This window comes from Streptomyces sp. NPDC059534 (genome assembly GCF_042743475.1).
Lineage (GTDB): Bacteria > Actinomycetota > Actinomycetes > Streptomycetales > Streptomycetaceae > Streptomyces.
The window spans coordinates 1-2,343 of the sequence record NZ_JBHWAQ010000121.1 but is presented as its reverse complement, the minus strand read 5'-3'; the positions used below and the strand labels follow the sequence as shown (position 1 = coordinate 2,343).

Genomic DNA, 2,343 nt, shown 5'->3' with positions numbered 1-2,343 from the left:
GGGGGGCGCGTGGTCCCCCGGCCCCGTCCCCCTCAGCGGGGGGGGGGCCCGCCGGGGGGGGGGGGCCCCCGCCCCGGCCCCCCCCCCCCCCCCCCCCCGGGTCCAACGAGCGCCCGCGGGCCGGGACACGACTGCGCCCCGGTTGGGGAGTCGCCCGGCCGGGGCGCAGCGGGGTGCGGGGAGGTCAGCCGACGACGCCGCCCACCGAGCCCCCAGCGCTGCCGGGGCACTCCGGGTCGAAGACGTTGCAGGGCGTGCTGGTCGTAGGCGGCGGGGTGGACATCGTCGGCGGGATGGTGGTCGCCGGGGACGTCGTTGTGGGCCGGGGGGGCGGTCGTCGGACGTGGCGTGACGGGCGCCGCGGTGGTCGGGGTGGGCTTCGGCTCGGCCGGGGAGCGGCCGGCGAGGGCGAGCCCGAACCCGAGCGCGGTGACGGCGAGCATGCCGCCGCTGAGGAGGAATGCGATCCCCGCGAACAGCAGGCACCTGCAGCGGGGGCGAGGGTTCGGCTTGGGGCCAGGGGGCGAGTTCAGACACCAGCGATCCTTCGGTCGGGTTTGTGAACCCGCGGACCGTGTCGGACTTGAGGATCTTGTGTCGCCTGCTGGTTTCCGCTGATGCCACGCGCGCCAGCCCCAACCAGTCATTCCGGCCGGGGCCGCCGTGCACCCGAAGTCTGGGCCGCTCAGACCTTCAGATGCTTGTCGACGTCGAGCTCATGCCGGAGCTGCTTGATGAGTGCCTGCTCCGTCTTCTCGTGGGCGGCGTTGCACCTAAGGAACTCGGGGTCCGTGATGCCAGGGGGAAGGACACCATCCCGTGTGTAGAGCTCGCCCTCAATGCAGGTGTAGTGCAGATCGCCGATGGCTTCGGTAGCGGCCTCCCAGAGTTCCCGTACCTTCGGGGAACCGAAGAGGGTGACCTTCGCCGCAAGGTCCCGGCGGAGCTGGTGCTGCTCGGGCGTCTGCGGTCCGTAGTAGCCGGGCACGTCCAGGTCGGTGGCGAAGGAAACCGCGCCACTGAGGTGCAGCAGCAGGTCGAGGTACACGGCGGCGCGGCGGTCCCACAGGTCCTTCGCGCGTGCGGCATTCTTCTGGTGCTTGGCCGTCAGCCATGCCGTGAGAGTTCCGCCTCCGAGGGCGATGAAGCCACCGATCACGACACCGATGAGCTGTTCCATGAGGGCCTCCGTATTCAGCCGTATTCAGTTGGAGGGTCGACGGTAGCAACCCCGCCGGAGACTGAAACCGGCGCGGCGTGTGTAGCTGGCCCCGATAATCGAACAGAGGTACGATTTCGGTGTGAGCAAGAGCTACACCACCCCTGAGTACGACTTCCCCGCCGACCTGCGGGACCTCCAGACCCGGCTGCACCAGGCCCGTGCCGAGCACGAGGCGCTGTGCCGGACGCTGCCATGGCCGGTCGAGCCGATGCCCGGCTGCTGGGCCCCCAAGATCAATGAGAACTCCAAGGAGGTCATCGCTCCGGGCCGTGAGCCGTCCCCCGGCTACAAGCCCGAACAGCTCTCAGAGGACACCCGCCTGCGCGCCCTCGTCACCGACCTGTCCGCGCAGATCACCACCCACCCGTTCTGGGCAACGCTTGAGCGCGGCCCCGAGCTGGTCGCCGCGCGGATGGCGCTCCTCAGCCACGCCGGCGTCACCGCCGCAGCCTGATCAGGGGCCGTCATGGAGATGCCGATAGGCGAGCGCCTGGAGAAGCTCCACACGCTGCGCGACTGGCTTGAGTGGCAGCTCGGCCAGACAAAGCAGACGATCCGCACGCTCGAGCAGCAGCAGGCGGAGGAGCAGCGGCTGCGGGAAGTCGCGCGGCGTGAGTCGTCGTGGAAGGTCCTGCCGTCCCGCGCGGTCGAAGGTCACCCGACGCTGCACCGCGGGAACTGCCCGGACGCCAAGAACATGCCCAGCCTCCTCAGCAAGGAGGAGGTGCGGCTGGCGTTCGAGGAGTTCCCGGAGCTGGAGATGCACGAGCGGTGCGCGCCGTGGGGCAGCCTCGGCATCGACAAGCCCCCGGCCAGGCCGGGCAGCCGCGGGGCTTAGGCACTGTTTCTTGGATCATGTTCGGAGCCAGATGACGAGGGCTGCGAGGGTGACGGTGCCGAGGTAGATGTAGGCGCGTTTCTCGTAGCGGGTGGCGACGGCCCGGAAGCCCTTGAGGCGGTTGATGGCGCGTTCGACGGTGTTGCGTTTCTTGTAGCGCTCGCTGTCGAAGCCGGTGGGCCGGCCGCCTCGGGAGCCTCTGTTCTTGCGGTGTCTTTGCTGGTCGAGGCGTTCGGGGATGGTGTGGCGGATGCCGCGTCGTCGCAGGTAGCGGCGGTTCTTC

At 70.0% G+C, this 2,343-nt stretch carries 4 protein-coding genes; 2 read left to right on the top strand and 2 right to left on the bottom strand.

Going from position 1 to position 2,343, the window contains the following annotated elements; all coding sequences use genetic code 11:
- Positions 1–685: 685 nt before the first annotated feature.
- The gene (locus ACFVZH_RS40190; protein WP_384905584.1) at positions 686–1,180 is read right to left on the bottom strand and encodes a hypothetical protein; all 495 of its coding nucleotides are present in this window, start codon (positions 1,178–1,180) and stop codon (positions 686–688) included.
- Between the two features lie 121 nt (positions 1,181–1,301).
- On the opposite strand from ACFVZH_RS40190, the gene ACFVZH_RS40185 reads away from it, so the two are divergent.
- Positions 1,302–1,676 carry a hypothetical protein gene (locus ACFVZH_RS40185; RefSeq protein WP_384905582.1) on the top strand — a complete coding sequence of 125 codons (375 nt, stop codon included), beginning with the start codon at positions 1,302–1,304 and terminating at the stop codon, positions 1,674–1,676.
- 12 nt (positions 1,677–1,688) lie between these two features.
- Positions 1,689–2,060, top strand: a complete 372-nt coding sequence (locus tag ACFVZH_RS40180; protein ID WP_384905580.1) for a DUF6233 domain-containing protein — start codon at positions 1,689–1,691, stop codon at positions 2,058–2,060.
- 15 nt (positions 2,061–2,075) lie between these two features.
- Here the strand turns inward: ACFVZH_RS40180 and ACFVZH_RS40175 are convergent.
- Positions 2,076–2,343, bottom strand: a 268-nt coding sequence (locus ACFVZH_RS40175; RefSeq protein ID WP_384905579.1) for a transposase, incomplete at its 5' end; no start/stop codon positions are given.